The 24,066-nt window shown below is 55.7% G+C and carries 25 protein-coding genes; 9 read left to right on the forward strand and 16 right to left on the reverse strand.

Translation table 11 applies throughout. The features are described from left to right. Nucleotides 1–167: 167 nt before the first annotated feature. The 4 genes from H7A81_RS05270 to H7A81_RS05285 all read right to left on the reverse strand — a co-directional run bounded on the left by H7A81_RS05270 (nt 168) and on the right by H7A81_RS05285 (nt 1,580). Nucleotides 168–305, reverse strand: a complete 138-nt coding sequence (locus H7A81_RS05270; protein ID WP_182056949.1) for a hypothetical protein — start codon at nt 303–305, stop codon at nt 168–170. A 224-nt stretch (nt 306–529) separates the two neighbouring features. Further along, complete coding sequence (locus H7A81_RS05275; RefSeq protein WP_034830548.1) at nt 530–832, reverse strand: PsiF family protein; 303 nt, start codon at nt 830–832, stop codon at nt 530–532. Nucleotides 833–968: 136 nt separating this feature from the next. Continuing rightward, complete coding sequence (gene iraP / locus H7A81_RS05280; RefSeq protein ID WP_034830496.1) at nt 969–1,223, reverse strand: anti-adapter protein IraP; 255 nt, start codon at nt 1,221–1,223, stop codon at nt 969–971. 210 nt (nt 1,224–1,433) lie between these two features. Next, entirely contained in the window at nt 1,434–1,580 is a 147-nt protein-coding gene (locus H7A81_RS05285; protein WP_166933682.1) for a hypothetical protein, read from the reverse strand. Nucleotides 1,581–1,833: 253 nt separating this feature from the next. Here H7A81_RS05285 and H7A81_RS05290 point away from each other — a divergent pair, with 253 nt between their 5' ends. Beyond that, nucleotides 1,834–4,914, forward strand: a complete 3,081-nt coding sequence (locus tag H7A81_RS05290; RefSeq protein WP_182056937.1) for a beta-galactosidase — start codon at nt 1,834–1,836, stop codon at nt 4,912–4,914. Here the strand turns inward: H7A81_RS05290 and H7A81_RS05295 are convergent. Beyond that, nucleotides 4,853–6,160 (reverse strand): multidrug efflux MFS transporter, encoded by a 1,308-nt coding sequence (locus tag H7A81_RS05295; RefSeq protein WP_166933678.1) that lies wholly within the window; start codon nt 6,158–6,160, stop codon nt 4,853–4,855. The genes H7A81_RS05290 and H7A81_RS05295 overlap by 62 nt on opposite strands. A 392-nt stretch (nt 6,161–6,552) precedes the next feature. Here H7A81_RS05295 and H7A81_RS05300 point away from each other — a divergent pair, with 392 nt between their 5' ends. Next, nucleotides 6,553–6,807, forward strand: a complete 255-nt coding sequence (locus tag H7A81_RS05300) for a biofilm development regulator YmgB/AriR family protein (protein WP_034830488.1) — start codon at nt 6,553–6,555, stop codon at nt 6,805–6,807. A 114-nt stretch (nt 6,808–6,921) separates the two neighbouring features. On the opposite strand, the gene H7A81_RS05305 is transcribed toward H7A81_RS05300, so the two are convergent. From H7A81_RS05305 to H7A81_RS05315, 3 genes are all read right to left on the reverse strand, one after another. Continuing rightward, entirely contained in the window at nt 6,922–7,239 is a 318-nt protein-coding gene (locus tag H7A81_RS05305; RefSeq protein WP_058961474.1) for a hypothetical protein, read from the reverse strand. Between the two features lie 172 nt (nt 7,240–7,411). Then, nucleotides 7,412–7,711, reverse strand: a complete 300-nt coding sequence (locus tag H7A81_RS05310) for an I78 family peptidase inhibitor (RefSeq protein WP_045833892.1) — start codon at nt 7,709–7,711, stop codon at nt 7,412–7,414. A gap of 322 nt (nt 7,712–8,033) precedes the next feature. After that, nucleotides 8,034–10,628 (reverse strand): EAL domain-containing protein, encoded by a 2,595-nt coding sequence (locus H7A81_RS05315; RefSeq protein ID WP_182056938.1) that lies wholly within the window; start codon nt 10,626–10,628, stop codon nt 8,034–8,036. A gap of 216 nt (nt 10,629–10,844) precedes the next feature. Between H7A81_RS05315 and H7A81_RS05320 the strand changes: the two genes are divergently transcribed. Next, nucleotides 10,845–11,492 carry a CPBP family intramembrane glutamic endopeptidase gene (locus tag H7A81_RS05320; RefSeq protein ID WP_034830547.1) on the forward strand — a complete coding sequence of 216 codons (648 nt, stop codon included), beginning with the start codon at nt 10,845–10,847 and terminating at the stop codon, nt 11,490–11,492. A gap of 42 nt (nt 11,493–11,534) precedes the next feature. Here the strand turns inward: H7A81_RS05320 and H7A81_RS05325 are convergent, their stop codons facing one another. Beyond that, nucleotides 11,535–11,720 carry a hypothetical protein gene (locus H7A81_RS05325; RefSeq protein WP_034830477.1) on the reverse strand — a complete coding sequence of 62 codons (186 nt, stop codon included), beginning with the start codon at nt 11,718–11,720 and terminating at the stop codon, nt 11,535–11,537. A 214-nt stretch (nt 11,721–11,934) separates the two neighbouring features. Here H7A81_RS05325 and H7A81_RS05330 point away from each other — a divergent pair, with 214 nt between their 5' ends. Then, nucleotides 11,935–12,105, forward strand: a complete 171-nt coding sequence (locus tag H7A81_RS05330) for a hypothetical protein (RefSeq protein WP_007887091.1) — start codon at nt 11,935–11,937, stop codon at nt 12,103–12,105. A gap of 111 nt (nt 12,106–12,216) precedes the next feature. After that, nucleotides 12,217–12,450 (forward strand): hypothetical protein, encoded by a 234-nt coding sequence (locus tag H7A81_RS05335; protein WP_034830475.1) that lies wholly within the window; start codon nt 12,217–12,219, stop codon nt 12,448–12,450. Between the two features lie 111 nt (nt 12,451–12,561). On the opposite strand, the gene yniD is transcribed toward H7A81_RS05335, so the two are convergent. The 6 genes from yniD to H7A81_RS05360 form a co-directional block, all read right to left on the reverse strand. Then, nucleotides 12,562–12,669, reverse strand: a complete 108-nt coding sequence (gene yniD, locus H7A81_RS27945; protein WP_097117533.1) for a small membrane protein YniD — start codon at nt 12,667–12,669, stop codon at nt 12,562–12,564. Between the two features lie 78 nt (nt 12,670–12,747). Next, nucleotides 12,748–13,176: an OsmC family protein gene (locus H7A81_RS05340; RefSeq protein WP_034830472.1), complete on the reverse strand. Its 429-nt coding sequence runs from the start codon at nt 13,174–13,176 to the stop codon at nt 12,748–12,750. Between the two features lie 67 nt (nt 13,177–13,243). Next, on the reverse strand, nt 13,244–14,434 hold the full coding sequence (lldD, locus tag H7A81_RS05345) for an FMN-dependent L-lactate dehydrogenase LldD (RefSeq protein WP_034830470.1): 1,191 nt from the start codon (nt 14,432–14,434) through the stop codon (nt 13,244–13,246). Further along, nucleotides 14,434–15,219, reverse strand: a complete 786-nt coding sequence (lldR, locus tag H7A81_RS05350; protein WP_034830467.1) for a transcriptional regulator LldR — start codon at nt 15,217–15,219, stop codon at nt 14,434–14,436. Before lldR ends, lldD begins: the two co-directional genes overlap by 1 nt. After that, entirely contained in the window at nt 15,216–16,865 is a 1,650-nt protein-coding gene (gene lldP, locus H7A81_RS05355) for an L-lactate permease (RefSeq protein ID WP_160834020.1), read from the reverse strand. Before lldP ends, lldR begins: the two co-directional genes overlap by 4 nt. Before the next feature lie 228 nt (nt 16,866–17,093). Continuing rightward, on the reverse strand, nt 17,094–18,263 hold the full coding sequence (locus tag H7A81_RS05360) for a cyanate transporter (protein ID WP_182056939.1): 1,170 nt from the start codon (nt 18,261–18,263) through the stop codon (nt 17,094–17,096). A gap of 87 nt (nt 18,264–18,350) precedes the next feature. Between H7A81_RS05360 and H7A81_RS05365 the strand changes: the two genes are divergently transcribed. Then, nucleotides 18,351–19,211 (forward strand): LysR substrate-binding domain-containing protein, encoded by an 861-nt coding sequence (locus H7A81_RS05365; protein ID WP_058961528.1) that lies wholly within the window; start codon nt 18,351–18,353, stop codon nt 19,209–19,211. A gap of 89 nt (nt 19,212–19,300) precedes the next feature. Continuing rightward, nucleotides 19,301–20,668 carry an amidohydrolase family protein gene (locus H7A81_RS05370; protein ID WP_182056940.1) on the forward strand — a complete coding sequence of 456 codons (1,368 nt, stop codon included), beginning with the start codon at nt 19,301–19,303 and terminating at the stop codon, nt 20,666–20,668. 78 nt (nt 20,669–20,746) lie between these two features. Here the strand turns inward: H7A81_RS05370 and H7A81_RS05375 are convergent, their stop codons facing one another. Then, complete coding sequence (locus H7A81_RS05375; protein ID WP_034825302.1) at nt 20,747–20,944, reverse strand: hypothetical protein; 198 nt, start codon at nt 20,942–20,944, stop codon at nt 20,747–20,749. Nucleotides 20,945–21,332: 388 nt separating this feature from the next. On the opposite strand from H7A81_RS05375, the gene dbpA reads away from it, so the two are divergent. Both dbpA and H7A81_RS05385 read left to right on the forward strand, forming a co-directional pair. Beyond that, nucleotides 21,333–22,712: an ATP-dependent RNA helicase DbpA gene (dbpA, locus tag H7A81_RS05380; protein WP_160867966.1), complete on the forward strand. Its 1,380-nt coding sequence runs from the start codon at nt 21,333–21,335 to the stop codon at nt 22,710–22,712. Between the two features lie 126 nt (nt 22,713–22,838). After that, a complete protein-coding gene (locus tag H7A81_RS05385) occupies nt 22,839–23,801 on the forward strand; it encodes a chemotaxis protein (RefSeq protein ID WP_034825306.1) in 963 nt (320 codons plus the stop codon). Nucleotides 23,802–24,066 lie beyond the last annotated feature (265 nt).

Below are 24,066 nucleotides of genomic sequence, written 5' to 3' on the forward strand. Positions count from 1 at the left end.
CAGACTACATACCACATATGAAAGACCTTCACCATGCACATCTACCTACGGGTCGCTATGTCGTATCACGCAGCGGATCTGGTCCTGGTGTGATTTCTTCTTCTACGGGTCCCCTTTGACACTAAACCAGGGACTCCCACTTTTTCTCTCCACGACCCTCTCCCGAACTACGACAACCACCAAGGCATTTTCCCGCCTGCCGCGAAGAAATCTCGCGTGCTGCCGACTTTACGCATCGCCCAGAGCGTTATGGCCACTATCATCAGCGCATAGAGCGCCATCACAGCATAATCAAGCACATTCATAGCCGTCTCCACAGGTCAAAGCTGCCCGACGAAAGCATCCGGTTCGAGGGGAAGGATAGATTATTTTTTAATTAGTCCTTATTTAGGATTAATACATCCTGGCACTGTTACCGCGCTTAAAATGTGACGACGCTCCGGCTATTACTTTTTCTTCTGACCAGTGAGTGAGAGGCAATAAAAAGGGCTCATACACAGTATGAACCCTTAGATCAGGTGCAATTCGATCAGGCTTTTTTCAGGCAGGAACTCATAAAGGTCTTGCGCGCATCGCCGCTGAGTTTTTTATCAGCCGCGTCGGTATTACAGGTTTTCATCTTCATTTGCTGCGGCGTCATGCTGCCCATCTTGCTGTCTTTTTTCAGACAGTCGCTCATGAAGGATTTACGCGCATCCCCTTTTAAATCCTGAGAGGAAGCGTGTTGATTACACATGGTCATTTTATTTTGTTGGGCGGTTTTCTCTGCTGCACCCGCATTGCCCGCCAACAGCAGGCCTGCTGCTATCATTGCCAAAAGACACGATTTCATTGCCGGAATCTCCATAGAATTATTGCCTCTTAATCATGGCAGGAAATAAGCAATGCAGAAAAAAATATATTCCCTCGTCCAGAGCTTGCTGCGAGCACGCTAACAGCAAAATCGGTTCTTCAGCGTGGCGTGACGCTTACACGCGGGGATGATTCAGCAGCTTTTCAACGTAGTTACGCAGCAGAGTGGTATCTGGGGTTTCTGCCGCAGGGGCAAGTGGAGGCATCGCGGTGGCGATACCGGCCGCAATCTCGTTGAATTGTTCAGGATCCAGCTTACGCAGCATGGCCGTCAGCACAATTTCTAATGCCTCTACCTGGACCACTAATTCTTTTGACTCTTCTTCTTTCTCAGCCAGTTTTAGCAGAAGTTCCGCGATAAGGTTTTTCATGCGACAGGCTCAATAAGAGATGGAAAACAGACGTTAGCATTGAGGGGGTTAAAACAACAGGGATTTTTGGCGGTTTGCTTAAAATTTAGAATAAGCGCAGCGTTAAAAAAGAAACGGAATTTCAATATGTAACGGCGAAACGTTTCACTTCATTGATCGGGCTTTTTCGAAACGTTTCGCGCGTAATCATGCATTAACGTCTGGCGCTAATTAATGGGGTCCCATAAAGCCACGACCTGGACCGCCACCGCCGCCAGGACCACCCCAACCGCCTCCGCCACCCGGCGGTGGGAAGATACAACCGCTCAACGCGGTCACCAATGCCACAACGGCAGCGAGTTTAATAATACGGACCATAATTACCTCTGGATGGTGAAATCGGGCTGAGTGTATGAGGCGGTAACGGGCACGACAATACAGAATTCTCTGCAACCCGGCGCTATTCATCTCTGCTCACCACGCTTAACAAATTACTGGCACTACGCCCGCAAAAAAACCACAGAGGCATCATCATATTGAAGAAAATTTCAACCATTGCGGGCGGTCGATCACTTTACACGCCGCGCGAAATGACGCAATGTGAGCGCATTACAATCAATGAGATCTTACCATGACCCTGCCCACCCTTTCTCTCAGTGATATCCTGGCGCGTCGCGACTGGGAAAATCCGGTGATCACTAGCCTGAACCGTCTGGATGCCCATCCGCCGTTTTCCAGCTGGCGCGATGAAGTCAGTGCGCGCGACGATGCCCCTTCCCCATCACGCCAGTTACTGAATGGACAGTGGAGTTTCAGCTATTTCTCACAGCCTGAAGCGGTGCCACAAAGCTGGTTGCTGCAGGATTTGCCTGGCGCGCACTCCCTGCCCGTGCCTGCAAACTGGCAGCTGCATGGCTTTGACGCGCCAATCTACACTAACGTGCAATATCCGATTCCTGTGAACCCGCCGTTTGTTCCTAAGGAAAACCCCACCGGATGTTATTCGCTCACATTCAATGTCGATGAGAGTTGGCTGACGCAAGGACAAACGCGCATTGTGTTTGACGGCGTTAACTCGGCCTTTTTCCTGTGGTGTAACGGCCAGTGGATCGGCTATTCACAGGACAGCCGACTGCCAGCCGAGTTTGATCTCAGTCAGGCATTACAGCGTGGCCAGAACCGACTGGCAGTGATGGTGTTGCGCTGGAGCGATGGCAGCTATTTAGAAGATCAGGATATGTGGCGCATGAGCGGGATTTTCCGCGACGTCAGCCTGCTGCATAAGCCATCGACTCAACTGGCCGATGTGCAAATCGAAACGGCGCTGAGCCCGGAATATATCCGAGGCGATCTGCGCGTGAGTGTCAAAATTAACGCCGGTGAACGACCGCTTAATCAGTGCCGTCTGCGTGTGAGCCTGTGGCAGGACGAAACCTGCATCGGCAGCGAAGAACAAGCGCCGGGCAGTGCGGTGATTGACGAACGTGGGCATTACCCAGAGCGCGCGCTGCTGGTGCTGCCGATAAAAAATCCCCTGCTGTGGAGTGCGGAAACGCCCCATCTCTATCGTGCCGTGGTGACGCTATTGGATGACAACGGGCAGGTGATTGAAGCCGAAGCCTACGATGTCGGCTTCCGGCGTGTCAGCATTGAAAACGGTCAGCTGTGCGTCAACGGCAAAGCCCTGCTGATTCGCGGCGTGAACCGTCATGAACATCATCCGGAAAATGGCCAGGTGGTGGATGAAGCCAGCATGCGGCGCGATATTGAATTAATGAAACGCCACAACTTCAACGCCGTTCGCTGTGCGCATTATCCCAACCATCCGCTGTGGTATCGCCTGTGCGATGAATATGGCCTGTATGTCGTCGATGAGGCCAATATTGAAACCCACGGCATGCAGCCAATGAACCGTTTATCGGCCGATCCACGCTGGTTCGCCGCCTATAGCGAGCGCGTCACGCGCATGGTGCAGCGCGATCGTAACCACGCTTGTATCATCATCTGGTCACTCGGCAATGAGTCCGGCCATGGCAGTACCCATGATGCGCTCTATCAATGGGTGAAAAGCAGCGATCCGACCCGTCCGGTGCAATATGAAGGCGGTGGCGCCAATACTGCCGCCACCGATATTGTCTGCCCAATGTATGCGCGCGTTGATCAGGATCAGCCCTTCCCTGCCGTACCGAAGTGGTCATTGAAAAAATGGATTGGCCTGCCGGGTGAAACGCGTCCGCTGATCCTGTGCGAGTATGCGCACGCCATGGGCAATAGCTTCGGTGGCTTCGCCAAATACTGGCAGGCCTTCCGTCAGTTCCCGCGCCTGCAGGGCGGTTTTGTCTGGGATTGGGTCGATCAAAGCCTGACGCGTTATGACGAGCAAGGCCAGCCATGGCAGGCTTACGGCGGCGATTTTGGCGACACGCCTAACGACCGCCAGTTCTGTATGAACGGTCTGGTGTTTGCCGATCGAACGCCGCATCCGGCTTTGTTTGAAGCGCAGCGTGCACAGCAATTCTTCCAGTTCCAGCGCGATGCCAGTAACGCCTGGCGTTTCACGATCTCCAGCGAGTACCTGTTCCGCAGCAGCGATAATGAAGTGCTGCGCTGGTCGATTGAACAGGATGGCGTTTCCGTCGCGCAGGGCGAACTGCCGCTGCATCTTGTCGCGCAGGGCAGCCAGACGATTGATATTCCAGCCGCTGAACACTTACAAGGGAATGCGTGGCTGAATCTCGCGGTACATCAGATCGCTGCCACCGCATGGTCGGAAGCCGATGCCCGCGTGGCCTGGGATCAGTGGCCGCTGCCCGCCGCGTTAATGCCTCGTGTGATTGATGCCACGCCCACCGCGCCAGAGCTGATAGCCAATCACGATTTGGTTGCCGTGCAACTGCCGCAACAGCGTTGGCACTTCTCGCGCCGCAGTGGGGAATTGGTGCAGTGGTTTGTTAACGATGAAGAGACAATGCTGACGTCATTGCAGGAGTGCTTTGTACGCGCGCCGATTGATAACGATATCGGCACCAGTGAAGCCGCCAATGTCGATCCCAATGCCTGGGTGGAGCGCTGGAAACACGCGGGCTATAACCAGCTGGAAGCAGTGCTGCTGGATATGCAGGTCGATAGCCTGAAACACAGCGTGCTGATTGAAACCTGGCATCAGTGGCAGGCCAATGGGCAGGTGATCTTTACCAGCCACAAGCGTTATCAGATCGGTGGCAACGGTGAGTTGAGCGTCAGTGTCGAGGTGCAACAGGCGCCGGGCTTGCCTGCTCCCGCGCGCATCGGGTTGCGTTGTCAGTTGAGGAGCGCGCCGCAGAGTGTGAGCTGGCTCGGCCTGGGCCCTCATGAAAACTATCCGGATCGTCAGCTGGCGGCGCAGTTTTCACACTGGCAGCAGCCGCTGGCTTCGCTGAGTACCGCCTATGTGTTTCCCGGTGAAAATGGATTGCGCTGCGGTACGCGCCAGCTTGATACCGGCAGCTGGCAGGCGAGCGGCGATTTTGCGTTCTCGCTCAGCCGCTACAGCCTCGAACAGCTGCGTGATACCTCGCATCGCCATCTGTTGCGGGAAGAGGAAGGCTGCTGGCTGCACCTTGATGGCTTCCATATGGGCGTGGGCGGTGACGATTCCTGGAGCCCCAGCGTCAGCCCGGAGTTTTTGCTTTCTCAGCAGCAGTGGCACTACGCGCTGACGCTGCGCCAGTAGACTTCTTCGCCGCCTCACCTTGCTGGCTCAGCGGTGGAGTCAGCTCGGTTTTCGGGCGGCGATAGAAGCGGCGCAGAAGCAGGACATTCAACAGCACCACCACGGCGGTAGCGAAGAAGACCCAGCGATAGCCGGTCGCAGCAGACACCGCCGCACCCAATAGCGGGCCGGCCACGTTGCCGAGATACATAAAGGATTGGTTGTAGCCAAAGATGCGTCCGGTGACATTATCGCGCGAGTGGCGTACCAGCAGCGTTTGTACTGCAGGCATCATCGCGCCATCGGCAAAGCCCAGCAGGAAACGCAGCACGCCTAACTGGGTGGCGCTGGTAACGAATGACATCGCCATCAGCAACACCAGAGAAAACAGCATGGTGCCTATCAGAATGCGCTGCGTGCCAATGCGATCGCCCAGCTTACCCAAACGAGGGGCGGAGATCAGCGCCGAAACGCCCGGCAGTGCGGCAATCACACCACTGAGGAAGGCCAGATTCTGCGCATCGGGCGCCAGCTCACGCACGAACAGCGTCAGGATCGGGTTCACCGAGCCGTTACACATCTGGATCACCATGGTGGTGACGAACAAGCACATCATCAGGCGAGGATTGTCGAGGCTGCGGAACACCTCGCGTCCGCTCATTTTGTCCTGCTTGCTCACTGGCGTGTAGCCGGTCTCTTTGATCAGGAACAACGTGACAAGGAAGCTCACCATCAACAGCACTGCCGTGACAATAAACACCATGCGCAGTCCCAGCCAGTCAGCCAGAAGCCCGCCGATCATCGGCCCCAGAATCACGCCGCCAATTTGTCCGGTGGAGACACAGCTCAATGCCCAGCCGCTGCGCTCACGCGGAACCTGAGCGGCCACCAGCGCCATCGCATTAGGAATATAACCGGATGTCAGGCCCATTAGCGCACGCAGCAGCAGCAATTGCCATGCTTCGGTCACAAACGCCTGCAGCAGAATCACCGCGCCCATGCCAAAGGATGCGCGTAACAGCATCAGCTTGCGCCCTTTACGGTCAGCCAGACTGCCCCACAGCGGTGCCACCGCAGCAGATACGATGAAGGTGATACTGAAGGTGAGACCCGACCAGACGCTCAGTGCATTGGTGCCATGGATACCGAGTTCCTCAACGTAGAGCGGCAGGAAGGGAATGATCTGGCTGATGGCTAATCCGGTAAAAAAACAGCCAAACCAGACCGAAATCAGATTGACCTTCCAGGACTCGATGGAGCGTAGCATGGGCGTGAGCATCAGAAAAATGAAATGAGGGTTCAGTCTAACAACCTCATAACATCGCTGGACGGCAAAACATGGCATCAGGTTAAAAACGCAGTTTTTCGCTGCCGTGCGTGATTCTGCTCACAGCAAATAGTGTAAGGGGCACGATTTGTAGTGTCTTTATGTGCTGTAACAATCAACTCAGCAAGATAAGCGCATCGCGATAGAGAGCAAACGTGAAAAAATATGTCTATCCATTACTGACAATATTCGACGCCGCATCTATGTTTAAAAAATCACCGGCTATCGCTGGCGAGGCGCTGCCCGTTCTGGACAGTTCCCATGCTTAACCCATATTTCCCAATGCTGCCAATAAACGGCGGTGGGCATCGTTGTCTCTGCGGAGGTCAGCCATGAGAGCACATCCTAACAGCGCCAGCCGGGCGATTACCGACTACTTCAACAGTCCTGCCTGGCATGCGCCGCACGAGAGCGATCTGCTGGCAGCGATCATGCGCGAATTGATGGATGATGGTCAGCCCGCGACCAGCAAAGCGATCATTGCGCGGGTGATTGCCAAACTGGAGTTTGAGGGGGATGAGCAGCAGCTCCAAAGCTATCGCAATCTGTTGGCGCAGTTGCTGGAAGACAGACAACAAAAGCCGTAAGGTGCCGTCATTAAACCACCGAAGAAATCGCCTTGTGTGCGGCGGATTTAAAGGACATTTACAGCGTTCAGGGACTTCAAGGCGCGCCGTAAGCGGGCGCGCCTCCATATCGTGTTACTTCACTGCGCGCAGGTGATCGGCCTCGCTGACCACCGCTTTTCCGCTTGTACGCTGGTACAGGCACAGCTCACGCCCAATCTGATTTTTCATGTGCTTCTGCGGATAACGCCCTTCCAGCAGTACCGCGTCGTAGCCGACGCTGTCGTCATACTGAATCGGTTTCCCCACCACCTTCACCCCTTTCAGGCCGCTGGCTTTCAGACAGGCTTGCTGCCGGGTTTGGCTGTTTTGCTGCCAGGCGGCTTCGCTCGAGGCGTGCGCCAGTGGACTTAATAGCAGGGTGATTAGCAGAATTTTTTTGGTGTGTCTCATCGTCGCTCCTCATCAATCCAGTACGGATTAATAGATAAAAAAATTCCCGCCGAGGCGGGAAGAAACAAGACGAGCATTGCATATTCGAGAGTGACGAGGAAATCTCCGTAATGCGCAGCTATCCTCGCCCGGCGCCATGACAGCCCGATGACAATGCGATGTCCGTTTGAATTTATCCGCAATAAACCCGCGAAATTTTACCACTCTGATCAGCAGTAAAATTCAGGCGGCGCAGGTTGAAGTCCATGGTGACGGCACCGTTCCACGGAATGGCGCGCACCGGCACCGCAAAGCGTTGGGTATCAAGGCTACTCAGTGGCTGGCCGATATAATTCTGATATTGCGATGCGCCACACTGATCGGTTTCGGGATCGTGGCTGACGGCAGCGGTGCTGTCCGGTTTGCTGGCGGACTGACAGGCGGTTAAGGCAAAAAAGGCCGTGGCCAGTAACGCTTTTCCATAATGGGTCACAAGTTTCTCCTCCTGGATAGTAAACGAACCGTTCCCGAGAGTAACAAAGCAAGCCCTTATTGTGAAAACAATGACAGAGGATTAGTCGAATAATTGTGCTCTAACGCGCGATCTTCCTCTCAACTTCCAGGATTAACCGCACACACGGTCTAAAGTTCACGCGCTGAGTCACTACAATTAACTAAGAATTATCTGAGGTGACGATGATGGAACTTGCCATTTTTATCGGCTTTGCCATCCTGATGACCGTGGTTGCGGTTCGGGTGCGTTAAGCCCTGATGAGACGGGCGGCTAAACTGCCGCCATAACCGAGAAGCCGCACTTATTGAGCGGCTTCTTTTTCATCCTGCAAGCGCACTTTAAACGCCGCAAGTGGCATTGGCTTGCCGAGAAAATAGCCCTGCCCCTCTTCACAAGAAAGCGCCTTCAGCTCATTGAGCTGCGCTTCGGTTTCAATCCCTTCTGCCGTGATGGTGAGTGCAAATGCCCGCGCCAATCCGACAATCCCCGCCACCACTGATTGCGCCTGCCTGGATTCCGGGAACTCTTTCATCCATGATCGATCGATTTTCAAGCCATTGAACGGGAAGGTTTTGAGATAGCCTAAGGCAGCATAGCCAGTACCAAAATCATCCACCGTCAGCCGCACGCCCAGCGCACGTAACCCCTGCATGATTTCCAGCGCACGATCGGGATGCTCGAAGGTCACGTTTTCAGTGATCTCCAGTTCCAGCCGTGTGGCCGGTAAACCGCTCACCGCCAGCGCGTGTGCGACACGATCCACCAGATCGCTGTTACGGAATTCCACCGGAGAGATGTTCACGGATACGTAGCGCTGGTCGCCCCAATCGCTGGCATCATGGCAGGCGCGCATTAGCACCCAGTCACTGATGGCAGCGATCAACCCATTCTCTTCCGCCAGCGGAATAAAGCGGTCAGGGGTAATCCATTGATCCTCAGCCACTTGCCAGCGAATCAGCGCTTCCGCGCCAGCCAGCTGTCCACTTTGCAGCTGGTACCGCGGCTGATAGTGCAGGGAAAACGTGTTGTTGCGCAGCGCCTCTTCAATCGCCTGCACCATATCGCGTTTCGATTGAATATGGTTGGCCATATCGTTGGAGTACCACACCCAGCGATCGCGTCCAGCCGTGCGGGCCTGACCGAGTGCAATGTCCGCCAGTCGCAGCAAGGCTTCCGGCTGGCTGGCATCCTGCGGCGCGCTGACAATCCCCATGCTGGCGGTAAGGCTCAGTTGGTGTGAGCCGGTGATAATTGGCTGATGGACGGCGCGCTGCAGCGCACGGCAACGATACTCCAGACCGGCACGCGAGCTTTCGCGCAGCAGCAGAATAAACTCATCCCCGCCCAGCCGTGCCGCCAGTTCATCGGGACCAATCAGATTTTTCAGCCGCTGAGAAATCTCATTCAGCACCACATCGCCCACCGCGTGGCCCCATGAATCATTGATCGGTTTGAACTGATCCAGATCGAAGCTGATCACAAACAGCGGTGACGCTTGCGTGGCGTGTTCCAGATGCGTGGTCAGAAATTCCTGCAGTTGCATGCGGTTGGCGAGGCCAGTGAGCAGATCGTGGCGTGACAGGAACTGGATGCGTGCTTCCGCATCCACTTCATGGGTGATATCAGATACTGCACCGCGAAAGCCGGTGCGCAAGCCGTTGCGGCGAATGGTCTTCGCCATCAGTTCGCCAATACGGCGCTCACCGTTGGCAGCCATAAACTGGCAGCGCAGCGGCACATGCTGCATTTCATCGCCCTGACGCAGCAGCCAGGCCACCAGCGAATGGCTAGGATGGCTAAGGAGTTGATCCAGCGGGCGTCCAATCCAGCTTTTAATATCGTGTCCGGTGACGGCCGCAAAGCGCGAGGATAGATAGCAAAGACGGCCCTGATCGTCGACTTCCCAAATCCAGTCCGAGGCCGCTTCTGCCAGATCGCGGAAACGCTCTTCACTGTTGGCCAGTTCACGCTGGCTGATGGCCAGCATTTCAAAGCGACGATCGGAAATAACGGCGTTATGCAGCGCATGGCGAATGACACGGCGTGTCACCAGCGCAACTGCCAGCGCCGTAAACAGCAACAGTGGCATCATCAGCCAGATCACGCCAAAACCGGGATTTTTGGCCTGCCAGCGCAATACCAGCGGCTCGCCCTGAATCACCGGTTCGGCCAGCCGCGGTTCATACAACGCATCGTTTAAGCCATTGGCGATGCGCGGCGCAATAACATTGAGTGCCTTGCCAAAGGCCTGCAATTTTTCCGGGGTCATGATGTTGACGAACACCATCACCGAAGCTGGGCCCGGAATAGTGGGAAGATCGGGTACCTTGCCTGGCGTGATCGGCGCGGCTACCACCAATGCCGGCTGTTGATTGATTATCGCATTGCGCGTAATGCCATCGTCAGGCTGGTGACGGGCGGCGGCCAGCAACAGTGCAGTTTGCCCGCCCAGCCAACTCTCCAGCGAAGCCTCTGACAATTTGCCATCTACTACCGCATAGCGCGTTTTGCCGGCACCATCGATGACAAACACGCCGTCATAGTGATACTCCTTATACAGTCCCGGCCCTAAGTTCTCCTCGTCCCACGCCCAGACTTTATTTACCGTCAGGTGCAGATTCTTCCAGCCTTCACCCCAGTTGGCGTAATCACGTACATCGGTGATCATCTTCTCCTGCTGCTGTTGCCAGGCCTGGCGCATCAGGTTGACATCCTGCTGGATGGAGTCAGTGTTTTGTCGATGGGCAATCACCAGCACCATTACGACAGAAAGCAATAGCACGCCAAAGAGTAGCGACGTTAAGGTGCGCAGACTGCGTCGCGTCACCCTTACCGTGTGTGCTTCCATATTAGCCCTGGCAGGCAAGGTCGCGTGCCGGTGATACTCAGAATTCATGCAATGTGCTCGCAAAACAGAGGCAGCAAAAAAGAAGACAGGGTGCGCTTTCGATGCGCCTCTGTCCTGTAATGGTTTTTTTGGTTATCGGCGCAGGCCGCCGCAGATTTAGTCCTCGCGGCGGAATTTTTGAGCAGTGCGATTCTGTGTGGGGCCATCTCGACAGCAATGATCGCCATTGCTACTATGCGTTTTCCTCTGCCCGTTGAGCTAATTATGGACACCCAATCCGACAAAGTGACGCTGACGCTGTTCTATGCCGCGAGCTTTGTGGTGTATTACGTCGTGACCATGCTGATTACGCTGTTTCCCAACTACGGGGCGCTGCGTAATAACGGTTTACTGGTGCCGGTGCTCTGCTTGTTCGAATTCGCGGTAATTTACCCGCTGTATCGTTTTTACTGCCAACGCCGCACTGACATTCCGCTGGGATATCTCCGTCCCGGCCAGGCGTTGCTGTTTGTGGGTGCGCTGGTGGCACTGATGGTGGCGCAAACGCAATTCCTGCAACCGGAAGGCTGGTTGATTGCCCAGAGCCAACAGGGTCGCAGTTCGATGTTGATCCTGCTGCTGACCGCCGTGCTGCTCGCGCCAGTGTTTGAAGAGGTGTTGTTCCGCGGTTTTCTGTTACAGGGGTTTCTGTTATGGGCGCCGAAAAGTCGCTTCGCCTGCATGCTACTCACCTCGCTGCTGTTCGCCGCGATGCACACGCAGTACGTGCACTGGGAGACCATCGTGGCCCTGACGCTGTTTTCACTGTTGCTGTGTTACGCCCGTCTGCGCAGCAATAGCCTCGCGCTGCCCATCTTCCTGCATACGCTGAATAACCTGATCGCGATTCTGCCCGCCTGGTTCTATGCATAAAAAAACAGCGCAAGAGATTGCGCTGTTTTCAGAATAAAAGCATCAGGAAATGGCCGAGTCTTTGTGTTTGTCCGCCTCAAAATGGGCTTTGAACTGCTCGTAAATTGAAATCATGTTTGAAGCATCGCCTTGCATTGGGCTGAGTTTGCCTGCACGCACCAGTTCAATCACCAGTTGCAGCGCGGCTTGTTTTGGGCTGCTGGCCGGATGGGCAATTTCGTTCAACATTGGTCACTCACTCATCATTTTTGTCAGGGCCGCACAGTTTAGCTCAGATTGTCATGCTGTTGTGCGTCCGGCTGGTTATAATCTCACCGTTCGCACCACAAGGCCGCTCAAGGTGATCATTGACTCTCCTGCCGTTTGGCTATACTGGATTAAAAAAAGGAACGAACAGCCACTGCTTCCCGTATCATCAGGAACGTGTTTAAGGAGTCCAATCATGCTGATTGGTTTTGTGTTGTTAGTGAGCGCGTGTGGACATGATGCCTGTGACGCCTTACCGGTGTCAGAACGTATCTACCCGACCAAAGTGGCCTGTGAGCAAATGGCCGACCGCATCCATAAAGTTCGACCGAATGTGGTCCTGCTGTGCGGGGAAGTGCACCGTTAATTCGGTGCCAGTTTTATTTGAGCTGTACAAAAATAAGCCAGACGGCATTGCAAGATCGGCGCATAGCGTCCAAAATATAAGCTGCTTTACACTATTACCGTTGTGAATCCCATGAAGAAGACTCGCCCCCGTCGTCCAAACGGACGCTGGGTTTATTACATTTTGTATGATGGCATTCTCTGGCCCTGCCCGGTGCGCTGGGAGTGGGAGAGCAGCTTTGAAGGCTGGTTGCCATTCTACTACTCGCCGACCTTTGAGTTTGTGGCGGGTGACCCACGCAAGGCCTATCGCATTGCGCGCAGCAGTGTGCGTAACGTTCGCCATCCAGACAGCGAGTACGCCTGAATCAACCGAGTTGCCATGGCAACCAGGAGGCGGTCAGCAGATAGTGCACCCCTTCCAGCACCAGAATCACCATCACTAGCACGCCGAGCTTATGGCGGCAGATCCAGTCTTTCAACCCCATATCATCGCCGCCCAGCGAATCAGCATCAGCGCGCCGCAGATGCACAGCAGCACCACAATCATTTTCCAGTGTTTAGTTGCAGCCAGTTTTTTCCCCACGCATCCTCCAGACGGCAGAAAGCAACGATGCGCCCTGAGGCGCATCGTTATTCTAACGCTGGTAAAGCGTAAGGGCGATTAATTATTCAGCGTATAGTCCAGGCTAATTTCAGCATTCAGGACTTGTGACACCGGGCAGCCCGCTTTGGCTTTCTGAATAATCTCATCAAATTTGGCGCTATCGATACCTGGCAGCGCGATGGTGCTGGTGAGTGCGATTTTGGTAATGGCAAAACCTTCACCTTTCTTGTCCAGGGACACATCCGCCGTGGTGTCGATGCTTTTTGGCGGATGCCCAGCCTGACCCAGCATCAGCGACAACGCCATGGAGAAGCACGCCGCATGTGCAGCTCCGATCAGCTCTTCCGGATTGGTGCCCTTCTCACCCTCAAAGCGGGTATTGAAACCGTAAGGCTGGTTGCTCAGCACGCCACTTTCGGTGCTCACGGTGCCTTTGCCTTTGATGTCGCCTTCCCAATGGGCCGATCCTTTCTTATGAATGGTCATGTCATTCCTCCTGTTAGTCAGACAGGAGATCAGTATAGACAACCCCTCCCATTTTGCTTTTCGCGCCTCAGCTCACGGCACGCGGTCGGGCCGGATGCAATCCCGCTTCGCTCAGCAGCGCATTTGCCTGCACCAGCGAGTCCTGGGTGATCTCAGCAATGCTTTTGGCCCCGGTCAGCGTCATCGCCACTTTCATCTCTTTTTCGATCAAATTCAGCAAATTCTCAACGCCACGCTGACCATGCGTCGCCAGCGCATAGATAAAGGCGCGGCCCAACAGGACAGTGTCTGCACCGAGCGCGATCATGCGCACCACATCCAATCCGTTGCGGATACCGCTGTCGGCCAGAATGGCAATATCGCCTTTCACCGCGTCTGCAATGGCGGGCAGCGCGCGCGCCGATGACAGCACGCCATCCAGCTGGCGTCCGCCATGGTTCGACACCACAATACCGTCCGCGCCGAAGCGCACCGCATCACGCGCATCTTCGGGATCCAGAATGCCTTTGATCACCATTGGGCCATCCCAAAACTCACGAATCCACTCCAGATCTTTCCATGAGATCGACGGATCAAAGTTATTGGCCAGCCAGCCAATGTAATCTTCCAGCCCCGTAGGTTTACCGAGATAGGCTGAGATATTACCGAGATCGTGCGGACGGCCATGCAGACCCACATCCCACGCCCACTGCGGATGCGTTACCGCCTGCCAGTAGCGACGCATCGCCGCGTTTGGCCCGCTCATGCCCGAATGCGCATCGCGATAGCGTGCGCCCGGTGTCGGCATGTCCACGGTAAAGACCAGCGTCGAGCAGCCCGCCGCTTTCGCGCGTTCCAGTGCGTTACGCATGAAGCCACGATCGCGCAGCACATACAGCTGGAACCACATCGGACGATTAATGGCTGGCGCTACCTCTTCAATCGGACACAGCGATACCGTGGAGAGCGTGAACGGAATACCTTTCAGTGCCGCTGCACGCGCGGCCTGCACTTCCCCGCGTCGCGCGTACATGCCGCACAAACCCACGGGCGCTAACGCGACAGGCATCGACAGCGTTTCGTTGAACAGTTTGGTTTCCAGACTGAGATCGGACATGTTCTTCAGCACCCGCTGACGCAGCGCCACGTCCGACAGATCGGACACATTGCGCTTCAGGGTGTGTTCGGCATACGCGCCGCCGTCAAGATAGTGGAACAGGAACGGGGGCAGGATGCGTTGCGCCGCGGCGCGATAGTCACTGGCTGCAGAGATGATCATCAGTTTTTTTCCTTACGATTATCCAGGGATTCGCCTGGCAAGCGGGTAATGCGCGCCTGTCGGGCTTCATCTTCATGGAGCGATTTCAAGGTGGTATGTACAAAGCCGAGGTGATCCATCGCCGCCTGGCGTGCCGCCTCGGCATCACCAGCCATCACCGCATCGAACATCGCCTGGTGCTGTTCATTCAGGCGATTAAAAATCACCGGCTGGGTGTACATGCGCTGGCGGCTGTGCAGTACCGAAGACTGCAGCAAATCGAAGAAACCACGCATGGTTTGCAGTAGCACCACATTGTGCGAGGCCTCAGCGATGGCGAGATGGAAGCGCAGGTCGGCCTGCGCCGCGATATCGGGATCATCGCAGTCGTGCATCTTGAGCAGAGCATCAAAAGCGAGGCGCAGCTTCTCTTTATCCGCTTCAGTGGCACGCAAGGCGGCGTGCCAGGCGGTGCTGGCTTCGATGGCGTGGCGCGCTTCCAGAATATCCCAGCGATAATCGGGATCGTCCGCCAGCAGTTGGCGAATCGGTTCGACAATCCGCTGTTCCGACCAGGGCTCCTGCGGCTCACACAGCCAGGTACCGCCGCCGCGTTTACTGATTAACACGCCGCTACTGATCAGCTGCTGAATCGCCTCACGCAATGATGAGCGTGACACACCGAACTCAGCGGCCAGCTGGCGCTCGGCCGGTAAGCGCATACCCGGCTCCAGCTGGTGTTCCTCAATCCAGGCGAGCAATCGCGCCCGTAGCGTTTCCGCTAATCGCGGCGTGTTTTCTGTCATGGAATCATCCAGGTTAAGACATAAGCTTGCAGCGTTGTGATCACCCCCACCATGCAGGTGAAGATCAGACTGTGTTTAACGGTAAAGCGGAACAGATCCGACTCTTTACCCACCAGCCCCACGGCGGCGCAGGCGATGGCGATCGACTGAGGTGAAATCATCTTACCCGTCACGCCACCCGTGGTGTTGGCGGCCACCAGCAGCACATCCGACACACCAATCTGCTGCGCGGTGGTGGCCTGCAACGCCGCGAACAACGCATTTGAAGAGGTATCAGATCCTGTCAGAAACACACCAAGCCAGCCAAGGAACGGCGAGAAGAAAGTAAAGGCATTGCCGGTGTGCGCCAGCGCTAAGGCCAGTGTGGCAGACAATCCGGAGTAGTTGGAGATAAAGGCGAAGGCCAGCACCATACCGATGGAGTAGATGGGCAGTGCCAGTTCTTTCAGCGTCTCACCGAAGGTCTGTATCGCCGCAGCGGGCTTCATACGCAGCCAGATCACGGACAGCACCGCCGCCACGATAATCGCTGTACCGGTGGCTGACAGCACATCAAACTTAAAGATGGCCGCATAAGGCGTTGCCGCACTCACCACCGGCGGCATACGTGCCACCAGCTCATGCAGCAGCGGTACCGGAACGCTGAACACCCAGTCATACATCACGCCACCTTTAGCAAACAGCGCCTTGAACGGCGGAATGCTCCACAGGGTGACGGTAGCCGTGAGGAACAGGAATGGCATCCACGCGCGCACAATCTGGCCCAGCGTATAGCGCTGAGAGGTTTGCGTCGGGTCAACGGCGGTTTTCTCATCGAAACGGAAAATACGTACTGGCTTCCAGCGGCGCAGGAACAGCGTGAGGCAGATAAGAGAGGCCAGTGACGAGATGATGTCCGGCAATTCCGGGCCAAGGAAGTTGGAGCTGAGGAACTGCGCAATGGCGAACGATCCGCCCGCGACGATCACTGCTGGCCATGTTTCCTTGATACCGCGCCAGCCATCCATAATCGCCATGATCCAGAACAGCACAATGAGGGTCAGGAACGGCAATTGACGCCCGGCCATCTGGCCAATCTGGAAGCTGTCGAGTCCGGTGACTTGACCGGCGACAATAATCGGAATCCCCATCGCACCAAAGGCTACTGGCGCGGTGTTGACGATCAAGCATAAGCCAGCCGCGTACAGCGGATTAAAGCCCAATCCCACCAGCAGGGCTGCGGTGATTGCCACCGGTGCGCCAAAACCCGCCGCCCCTTCGAGAAACGCGCCGAAGGAGAATCCGACGATCAGCATCTGCAAGCGCTGATCGGGTGTGATGGAGAGGATCGAAGCACGGATGATGTCGAATTGTCCGGTTTTCACCGAGATTTTATACACAAATACTGCCGCGACGATGATCCAGGCGATTGGCCACAGGCCGTAGAGGAAGCCATAGACCACGGAAGCCAGCGCCTGGCCCAACGGCATGCCATACAGGAACAGCGCCACCAGCAGTGCAATCACCACCGTGGCGGTGCCCGCCTGATAGCCTTTCAGCTTGAGCTTCAGCAGGGCGAAGAAGAAGAACACAATCGGGATCACCGCCACCAGGCTGGAGAGCCACAGATTGTTGAGAGGATCGTAGTTTTGTTGCCACACCGGCATGCCGTTATCTCCAGAGGTTACCAGATGAGTGCAGCGCAACGGCAATGCAGGTTTGCGCCGCAGGTCTTGCCCTTCTGCTCACTGAAATTGGTAGGACCAAATTGCAGTGTGGGGCTTTCTGGCTCCAGATAGTTAATGCATTGTTAACCTAAAGCAACGAGGTTGGGGTTATTTTTCGTGTTCTGTGACGATGCGGCAACATTTAAATCGTTTTGGTAGGACCAATCATCATTCTGTCTGACCAAAGGCCCGACGATAACTGTGGGGATGAAAGCGAAGATTCAGCACGATCAATCCCACCGTTACGGCGCCCTGCATCATCCACACGCTGGTAAAACTGTGCGTCAGCACCTGCAACTGACCGGCAATAAACGGCATACACCCGGCGATGATGAAACCTGCGCCCTGCATAAACGCCACCAGGCGTGCACCCGCCTGCGGATGTGGCAGGTGATCGAGCGCCAGCACCATCGCCAGCGGGAACGCCGCCCCTAAACCAAATCCGGCAATCGCCGCCCACAACCATGGCGCCAGCAGGGGAGCAAACAGGAAACCGCACATACCGACCAGCTGGCAAACCAGACTGATGATCAGCTGTGGACGACGATCCGCCTTGCGCGCCAGCAAGGGCATCAATAATGCGCCAGCCACCTGGCAAAGGATCATCACCCCCAGTAACGAGCCGCCCGCCTGTGCTGACCAGCCAAGGTGGTGATAAGCATCCGGAAGCCAGGCGACGCACGTGGCATAACCGCCATTGACCAGGCCAAAACTGAGTGCCAGCGACCAGGCGCGCGGTTTTCGCCATAGCGAGGGCATAGATACCGACTCTGCGCTTTGCGCCACCGGCACACGCACGATCCACCACAGCACAATCGCCAGCAATACGGGCAGTGCCCAACCGGTGAGCGCCAGTGACCAGCCGAAATGCGCACTGAGCCACGGCGAGAGTGCTGCCCCCAATCCTCCGCCGCCCATCAACGCGCCCGCCCACAACCCGGTAACGGGGGCGCTGCGCTGGGCAAAGCGCTGGCGGATCAACCCTGGCATCGCCATCTGCACCACGCCAACCCCCAGCCCGGCAAAAAGCGCGCTGACCACCAGCCATTGTCCGTCCTGAATCACACCGCGTGCGGCCAGCGCCAGCAGCAGCAGGACCAGCCCGGCGATCAACAAACGTTGCAGCGGAACACGTTGCATCAGGGAGGCACTGAGTAGCGCCACCGCGCCCATCATCACCATCGGTACGGCGGGTAACAACGAAGCGGCAATGGAAGAGAGGCTCATGGCCTGGCGCAGTTCGCCCAGCAATGGGCTAACAGAAGTCAGTAACGGACGCATATTGAGCCCGGCCAGCACCAAAGCGGCGAGCGTCAATCCGTTGGAATGTCGGTTCATACACAATCCTGCAGTAGAAAGGTTGTCAGGGTCGCAGCAATGGTTACTATTTGGAAATGAAATAACACCATAGTGATCAGTGGAAAAATGAATCGTCAGCCGATGTTTACGCCGCAGCAGTTACTCAGTTTTGTTGCGGTATGCGAAACCGCCAGCTTTACGCGCGCCGCCGACCGCGTGCATCTATCGCAATCCACCGTCAGCCAGCAGGTGCGCCGCCTTGAAGAGATGATTGGTAAAGCGCTGCTGGAACGCACCTCGCATCAGGTGGTATTGACCGAAGAGGGAGAGAAATTACTGGGCTATGCCCGCCGGATCATTGCGCTTAACGGCGAAGCGCACGATGTACTGAGCGACAAGTGGCGCGATGGCGTCCTGCGTCTTGGCGTGCCAGAGGATTTTGCTGCCCCCACCGCAGCACTGCTCGCACAGTTTAGTCGCGAACATCCGCAGCTGCGCCTCGACGTGATGAGCGGCATGTATGTCGACTTGCATCGTGCGTGGCAGCGAGAAGAGCTGGATATCATGCTGATCAAGCAACCCGGCGGTGAACGCCCATTGGCAGCGCGACCGGAGCCCCTGCTGTGGCTGGACAGCGCCGAACACCCCTGCTTTGAGCAGACGCCAGTGCCGCTGGTGGTATTTCCCCAGCAGGGACTGTATCGCGAGGAGATGTGTCAGACGCTGGATGCGCTGGGCCGCAGCTGGCGCATCAGCTACAGCAGCGCCAGTCTGGTGGCACTCGCCAGTGCCAGCGCGGCCGGATTAGGTTTAACGCTGCTGCCTGCCAGTTGTCGCCTGCCCGGCCATCGTGTGCTGGACGAAGCCGCAGGCTTACCGCCGATCAGCCACTTTGAGCTGGCGCTGTTTTGCCGCTCTCCACAGGATGATTTGCAACAGGCGCTGGCCGTGGCGTTAGTGGAATTTTGCCAGTTAAAGTGGCAGTGATTTTCCCACTGCTCAGCAGTGGGAAATATCGCAGCGCCGCGCCCCGGGTTTTGCCAGATTAACGTTTTCCTTGTTGACTGGAGCCTCTGATGCACCTCACTTCACCCAGCCGTCGCGATTTCATTAGCCAGGGCGTCCGCCTCACCGCAGCCGGAAGCCTACTGGCTGCCGGCATGAGCGCCGCCGCTCCCTCGCACTCTTCTGCCGCAGCGCCAATCTCTACGCCGCCGCCGCGCGTGGATCATTACCAATTGCTCAACGTACGCCTCGAGGAAGGCTTTGAGCGTGAGGGCAACGACATCATCGCGACGCGTACTGCGCTTTACGATATCACCGTCAAAGATGGCAAATTTGCCGCCATCGAAGCCGCTGGTAAAGCGCGCAACGCCGACATTCCGCAATGGGATGCCGAAGGCTCGCTGCTGTTGCCGCGCACCCGCGACATGCACATCCACCTGGACAAAACATTTTACAGCGGCCCCTGGCAAGCGCCACGCCCGCGTCAGGGCAAAACCATCATGGATATGATCGCCCGTGAGCAGGTATTAATCCCGCAGTTGCTCCCAACCTCGCAGGCGCGTGCCGAAGCTTTGATCGGTTTGCTGCACAGCAAAGGCACCACCGAAGCTCGCAGCCACTGCAACATTGATCCGGTGAGTGGCCTAAAAAGCCTGGAGCATCTGAAGCGGGCGCTGGCGAACCACCCCGAATTTCCCTGTGAAATTGTCGCCTTCCCACAGCACGGTTTACTGCATTCCAAAGTAGATGGCCTGATGCGCGAAGCGATGCAGATGGGCGTGCAGTACGTTGGCGGATTGGATCCCACCAATGTGGATGGCGCGATGCAGGCCTCGCTGGATGCTATGTTCCAGATTGCGTTCGATTTTGATCGTGGCGTCGATATCCATCTGCACGAAACCGCACCTTCTGGCGTGGCGGCCATTCAGTATATGGTGGACACCATCGCGAAGAACCCGCCGCTCAAAGGCAGAGTGACGCTGAGCCATGGCTTTGCGCTGGCCACGCTGGAAGGCAAAACGCTCGATAAGATGATTGCAGGCATGGCTGAACAACAGATGAGCGTGGCGTCCACCATCCCCATCGGCAAACTCACCATGCCGTTACCGCAATTGCAGGCCGCGGGCATCACGGTCATGACCGGCACCGACAGCGTGATCGATCACTGGTCACCGTTTGGCACCGGCAGCATGCTGGAGAAAGCCAACCTGTATGCACAACTCTATCGCGGTTCGGATGAGTTTGGTTTGAGCCGGGCACTGCACATTGCCACCGGCGGCATCTTGCCGCTATCGAACCAGGGCGAGCGCCAGTGGCCAAAAGTCCAGGATGACGCCAGCATGATGCTGGTTGAGGCGAGCTGCTCCGCTGAGGCTGTCGCCCGCATCTCGCCGGTACGAGCCACCTTCCACAGCGGTATGCCGGTGTTCAGCGTCTGAGATCAAAAAAGCCTCCTTACGGAGGCTTGATGAACGGTAAATGCAGGGGCGGCATGCGCCCACTGCAGATTGCTGGATTTACGATAACATCTGAATCGCCAGCGCATACAAACGCTGGTTTTCATCGTCGCTAGCTGGCTCTTCTTCCGCGTAACAGGCAATCATGGAACTGACTTTATCCGAAGATAAGGTCTCTCCGTGCAGATGCAGGGTTAACACGGCGCGGCCGACGATTTTCAGAATGTCTTCGTTTTGTCCCTGGACGTAAAGACTCAAAGTGGACCTCTGAATATATTATTGTTTGCCAAATGGCGCGCCAAATATAAAGCAAAACGGCAGGTTATTTTAATCGGAATTTTACCCATCTTAAGTGACACATAAGCGTAACATAGACAAAAACAGGTCAAAAAGACGCTATATAGTCCCTTTATCAACGCTAATTGCACCTTTTCATTCAGGAAAGACGTTTCACATCTTTTGAAGCAACCGGTCACGAAGAATAAAATGATTAGAATTTTACACCTATTAAAGGCGAATATTTAACCAAACGATCATAGCGCTAATTGATTTCAATATGTTATCAATTGCGCGATTTGCATTGCCGATAGCAGCCCTTTCTGCGAGACTGACCGCCGCAATCCTGACCGCTATTTGAGACATTCCCGTGACCGCTTTTTCTACCCTGACGCAACTCCCTGCCAGCCAACTCGACAACCTGCGCGAGATGGGCTTCGACGCCATGACACCTATTCAGGCGGCTTCATTGCCCGCCATTCTTGAAGGGCGCGATGTGCGTGCGCAGGCGAAAACCGGCAGCGGTAAAACGGCAGCCTTTGGTATCGGCTTGCTGCAGCGCATTGACAACACCCGCACCCAAACTCAGGCGTTGATTCTGTGTCCAACGCGTGAACTGGCCGATCAGGTGAGTAATGTGCTGCGTCAGCTGGCACGTTTTACCCGCAACATCAAAATATTGACGCTGTGCGGCGGTCAACCGATGAGTGCGCAGCGCGATTCGCTGGTGCACGCACCGCATATTGTGGTCGGCACGCCGGGCCGCATCCTTGATCACCTGAAGCGCGACAACCTCGATCTCACCGCACTGCAAACGCTGGTGTTAGATGAAGCCGATCGCATGCTGGAGATGGGCTTCCGCGACGATATGGAAGCGATCATTGGTTTCACGCCGGATGCACGCCAGACGCTGCTGTTCTCTGCCACCTGGCCGGATACCATCGCCAGCCTCAGCCAGCGTTTCCAGCGCGATGCATTGGCCGTGGCCACGGAAGACAAAGCGGAACTGCCTGCTATTGATCAGCAATTTATCGAAGCCAGCGTCAGTGAGCGTGGCAATCTGCTCAGTGCCCTGCTCAGCCAGCAGCAGCCCGCTTCTTGCGTGGTGTTCTGTAATACCAAACGTGAGTGTGATGACGTTGCAGCCGCATTGAACGATCGTCAAATCAGTGCACTGGCACTGCATGGCGATCTGGAGCAGCGCGATCGTGAACGAGTGCTGATCCGTTTCGCCAACGGCAGCATCCGCGTGCTGATTGCCACCGACGTGGCTGCACGCGGGCTGGATATCAAATCGCTGGCGTTGGTGGTGAACTTCCAGCTGGCATGGGATCCTGAAGTGCATATCCATCGCATCGGTCGTACCGGTCGTGCAGGCGAAAAAGGACTGGCGGTCAGCTTCGTCGCGCCCGATGAAATGGTGCGGGCTAATGCGCTGGAAGAGTATCTGAGCCAGAAACTCAACTGGGTTTCCTCCGCTACCCTGAAAGGGAAAGCGGCGCAAGCTCTGCCTGCCACCAAAATGACGCTGTGCATTGATGGTGGTCGTAAAGCCAAAATCCGCCCTGGCGATATCCTCGGCGCGCTCACCGGTGAAGCCGGATTCAGCGCTGATCAAATCGGTAAGATCGACCTGACACAAACCCACGCTTATGTGGCGATCGATGCCGCACAAGCGAAGAAAGCGCTGATCAAACTGAAAGAAGGCAAGATCAAAGGCAAAAGCGTCCGCGCCATCCTGCTGAAGTAATCCCCTTTGCGCGAGGGTATTCACTCTCGCGCTAAATTTTCTGCCCCGCCCCTTCATTTTTTTTCCGCGCTGCCGATAAGTTAATCATTGCCCCTTTACCCAGCCCAGATTCCGCTTGAGGCCATGATGGATAATTTTCAGAAAGAGATCGATGAACGCGCTAACCTTGCGCTTTCCAATAAATTCGAACTGCTGCTGTTCCGCCTGGGTTCCGATCAGCTGAAAGGCAAATCTGAGCTATACGGCATCAACGTGTTTAAACTGCGCGAAATCGTACCGATGCCCACCATTACCCGAGCAGCGGGTATGCAGTCACCGCTGCTCGGTATGGCCAGTATTCGCGGTCAGTTTATCCCGGTCATCGACCTGCCCGCAGTGACCGGTTGTAAACCGGAAACCGGCCTCAATCTGCTGCTGGTGACCGAATATGCGCGCAGCACCCAGGCCTTCGCGGTGGAGTCGGTGGAGAATATCGTCCGTCTCGACTGGAACCAGGTGCACACTGCCGAAGCCGGCATTGGCAGCCGCAATATCACCAGTATCGCCTGCCTCGATACCGACGGTCAGAGCAACAATCTGGCAATGGTGCTGGACGTTGAGCAGATTCTGTATGACATCATCCCTTCGGTGCGTGGCGTTGAGCCAAGTGCTGAGACGGCGAAAGATTTCAATCTCAAGCCTGGCCAGGTGGCGATTGTCGCGGAAGACTCCAAAGTGGCGCGTCAGTTGCTGGAACAGGGTCTGAAAAGCATGGGCATTCCGGCCATCATGCATAACACCGGTCTGGAAGCCTGGATCAAAATTAACGAGATGCAGAAAGAAGCCGCAGCGGCAGGCGAGTCGATACACGACAAAATCGCGCTGGTGTTAACCGATCTGGAAATGCCAGAGATGGATGGCTTTACCCTGACGCGTAATATCAAACGTGATGATGCATTGCGTCAGATTCCGGTGGTGATCCACTCCTCGCTCTCCGGCAGTGCCAACGAAGACCACGTGCGTAAAGTCGGCGCCGATGGCTATGTGGCGAAATTTGAGATTAATGAACTGTCGAGCGTGATCCATCGCGTGCTGGAAAAGAAACGTTAATCCTTTCTAATCTCACCTACCTCCCTATAAGGCGCGTTATTCGCGCCTTTTTTACGTCCTGCCCTCCCTGATAAAACCGATCCACTCATTAATCATGTTAACGGTTTTGTGACGCACCTCTAAAAAATTAAAGTTAAAACATTAACAACCGATAACTGATAGCGCTTGAACCGGTGCTGCCATACCAGATTAATTACGCCCGGTAAGTATCTTTATCTTATAAAACATCAGCCTGATGCGGGCCAGCCGCCTGCTTTTCCGTCTT

Source organism: Pantoea sp. ME81, assembly GCF_903970985.1.
In the GTDB taxonomy this organism is placed as follows: domain Bacteria; phylum Pseudomonadota; class Gammaproteobacteria; order Enterobacterales; family Enterobacteriaceae; genus Pantoea; species Pantoea communis.

What these genes read in the sequence shown, in the direction of transcription:
- H7A81_RS05325 (WP_034830477.1), bottom strand. Translation starts at nt 11,720, where the DNA reads ATGTTGAACGAAATTGCCCATCCGGCCAGCAGCCCAAAACAAGCCGCG.
- H7A81_RS05340 (WP_034830472.1), bottom strand. Translation starts at nt 13,176, where the DNA reads ATGACCATTCATAAGAAAGGATCGGCCCATTGGGAAGGCGACATCAAA.
- H7A81_RS05295 (WP_166933678.1), bottom strand. Translation starts at nt 6,160, where the DNA reads ATGCTACGCTCCATCGAGTCCTGGAAGGTCAATCTGATTTCGGTCTGG.
- H7A81_RS05285 (WP_166933682.1), bottom strand. Translation starts at nt 1,580, where the DNA reads ATGGTCCGTATTATTAAACTCGCTGCCGTTGTGGCATTGGTGACCGCG.
- lldP (WP_160834020.1), bottom strand. Translation starts at nt 16,865, where the DNA reads ATGCCGGTGTGGCAACAAAACTACGATCCTCTCAACAATCTGTGGCTC.
- H7A81_RS05370 (WP_182056940.1), top strand. Translation starts at nt 19,301, where the DNA reads ATGCACCTCACTTCACCCAGCCGTCGCGATTTCATTAGCCAGGGCGTC.
- iraP (WP_034830496.1), bottom strand. Translation starts at nt 1,223, where the DNA reads ATGAAAAACCTTATCGCGGAACTTCTGCTAAAACTGGCTGAGAAAGAA.
- H7A81_RS05330 (WP_007887091.1), top strand. Translation starts at nt 11,935, where the DNA reads ATGCTGATTGGTTTTGTGTTGTTAGTGAGCGCGTGTGGACATGATGCC.
- lldR (WP_034830467.1), bottom strand. Translation starts at nt 15,219, where the DNA reads ATGACAGAAAACACGCCGCGATTAGCGGAAACGCTACGGGCGCGATTG.
- H7A81_RS05290 (WP_182056937.1), top strand. Translation starts at nt 1,834, where the DNA reads ATGACCCTGCCCACCCTTTCTCTCAGTGATATCCTGGCGCGTCGCGAC.
- H7A81_RS05385 (WP_034825306.1), top strand. Translation starts at nt 22,839, where the DNA reads ATGGATAATTTTCAGAAAGAGATCGATGAACGCGCTAACCTTGCGCTT.
- H7A81_RS05275 (WP_034830548.1), bottom strand. Translation starts at nt 832, where the DNA reads ATGAAATCGTGTCTTTTGGCAATGATAGCAGCAGGCCTGCTGTTGGCG.
- H7A81_RS05360 (WP_182056939.1), bottom strand. Translation starts at nt 18,263, where the DNA reads ATGAACCGACATTCCAACGGATTGACGCTCGCCGCTTTGGTGCTGGCC.
- lldD (WP_034830470.1), bottom strand. Translation starts at nt 14,434, where the DNA reads ATGATCATCTCTGCAGCCAGTGACTATCGCGCCGCGGCGCAACGCATC.
- H7A81_RS05335 (WP_034830475.1), top strand. Translation starts at nt 12,217, where the DNA reads ATGAAGAAGACTCGCCCCCGTCGTCCAAACGGACGCTGGGTTTATTAC.
- H7A81_RS05270 (WP_182056949.1), bottom strand. Translation starts at nt 305, where the DNA reads ATGAATGTGCTTGATTATGCTGTGATGGCGCTCTATGCGCTGATGATA.
- H7A81_RS05305 (WP_058961474.1), bottom strand. Translation starts at nt 7,239, where the DNA reads ATGAGACACACCAAAAAAATTCTGCTAATCACCCTGCTATTAAGTCCA.
- H7A81_RS05300 (WP_034830488.1), top strand. Translation starts at nt 6,553, where the DNA reads ATGAGAGCACATCCTAACAGCGCCAGCCGGGCGATTACCGACTACTTC.
- H7A81_RS05315 (WP_182056938.1), bottom strand. Translation starts at nt 10,628, where the DNA reads ATGAATTCTGAGTATCACCGGCACGCGACCTTGCCTGCCAGGGCTAAT.
- H7A81_RS05320 (WP_034830547.1), top strand. Translation starts at nt 10,845, where the DNA reads ATGGACACCCAATCCGACAAAGTGACGCTGACGCTGTTCTATGCCGCG.
- H7A81_RS05365 (WP_058961528.1), top strand. Translation starts at nt 18,351, where the DNA reads ATGAATCGTCAGCCGATGTTTACGCCGCAGCAGTTACTCAGTTTTGTT.